The sequence below is a fragment of the Psychrobacter piechaudii genome (genome assembly GCF_900162825.1).
Taxonomy (GTDB): Bacteria; Pseudomonadota; Gammaproteobacteria; order Pseudomonadales; family Moraxellaceae; genus Psychrobacter; species Psychrobacter piechaudii.
In genome coordinates this window covers 1-1,314 of the sequence record NZ_FUGE01000118.1, presented here as the reverse complement: position 1 = coordinate 1,314, position 1,314 = coordinate 1, and the positions used below count along the sequence as shown (strand labels likewise).

At 38.4% G+C, this 1,314-nt stretch carries 2 protein-coding genes and 1 pseudogene; 2 read left to right on the top strand and 1 reads right to left on the bottom strand.

Going from position 1 to position 1,314, the window contains the following annotated elements:
- Window positions 1–215, bottom strand: a pseudogene (locus A1019T_RS06055) (RNA-guided endonuclease InsQ/TnpB family protein); the annotation flags it as partial.
- Between the two features lie 30 nt (window positions 216–245).
- Here A1019T_RS06055 and A1019T_RS06050 point away from each other — a divergent pair.
- Together A1019T_RS06050 and A1019T_RS06045 are read left to right on the top strand one after the other, a co-directional pair.
- The gene (locus A1019T_RS06050) at window positions 246–548 is read left to right on the top strand and encodes an IS630 transposase-related protein (protein WP_077450871.1); all 303 of its coding nucleotides are present in this window, start codon (window positions 246–248) and stop codon (window positions 546–548) included.
- A complete protein-coding gene (locus A1019T_RS06045; RefSeq protein WP_143514091.1) occupies window positions 500–1,093 on the top strand; it encodes an IS630 family transposase in 594 nt (197 codons plus the stop codon). The genes A1019T_RS06050 and A1019T_RS06045 overlap by 49 nt, the downstream gene beginning before the upstream one ends.
- Window positions 1,094–1,314 lie beyond the last annotated feature (221 nt).

Genomic DNA, 1,314 nt, shown 5'->3' with positions numbered 1-1,314 from the left:
AGTGCTTTCTTTCCCGTTTGTCTTGTGCTTAGATACGTGATAGCAGACTTTTTAAAAGGTATCCAGCCCAGTGTTTTGCGTTTTGCATCAGGACGGTTGGTACGCCAGTTAAGTTTGGCCTTTTTAAACTGTTTGCGAGCCTTGGCGTGAATCTCATTGATAGCTTGTAAGGTCTGACTGTGCAATCCTAAATACTCACCGCTACCTTTATAGTAAAATCACATAAAAAGTACTACACTATAAAGATAGCATACTCACAAGATTATAGACAATTAGCATTACAGAAACTTGAGGAGGGCTACTCCATTAGAGAGACAGCCGAATACTTCGAGATAAGTACACGTACACTCCAAAATTGGAAGAAGTCACTTGAAAGAAAAAGACGTGTTTTCAAGCCTTTGAAAATAGACACTGAGCTTCTTTTAAAAGACATTGAAGACTATCCAGATGCCTACCAATATGAGAGGGCCCAACGTCTTAAATGTAGTACATCGGGTATATGTACTGCTTTAAAACGCTTAGGCATCACTCAAAAAAAAAGACACTAAATCATCCGAAAGCCGATAAACAGAAGCGTATTGAATTTCTCGAACAACTCAAGCAGTTTGAAGCGACAGCGAGACCAATTATTTATATAGACGAAAGTGGTTTTAAGTCTCATGATTACAGACCTTATGGCTACGCTAAAAAAGGGGAAAAGTGTTTTGGTAAGTACAACTGGCAGTTAAAGAATAAAACAAATGCTATTGGCGCTATTCACGACAAAGAGCTATTCGCTGTTGGTTTATATGATTGTAGTATTAACAGTGATATTTTCCATAGTTGGGTTGAACAGTTATTACTCGTAGAGATACCCAGTAATAGCGTTATAGTGATGGATAATGCTACTTTTCATAAAAGACAAGAAACTAAAGAGCTTATTGAAGAGGCTGGGCATACAATATTGTGGCTGCCACCTTACAGTCCTGATTTGAATCCCATCGAAAAAGCATGGGCTTGGGTTAAACAAAAACGTAAAGAATGGCAACTTGATTGTGTCGATACTTTGTTTTTTTATCTCCTTTGGATTTGTGGTGGTTTTACTATGAACTGACTATAATTCATATTATCGATAGAGAAGCTGACTCAGCCTATCACATGCGTCAATGGGATGAGCATGATTACAAGTTTATTACTCGAGTCAAAGCAGGCTCCTACTTAAGTTATGAGGGTAAGTCCCAGCGCTGTAGCCAGATAGCTGGGCAACTTAATTTTAGCTATCAACGACAAGTCAATTACAAAGGTAAAGCTGCTAAACAATATATCGCCACAGCG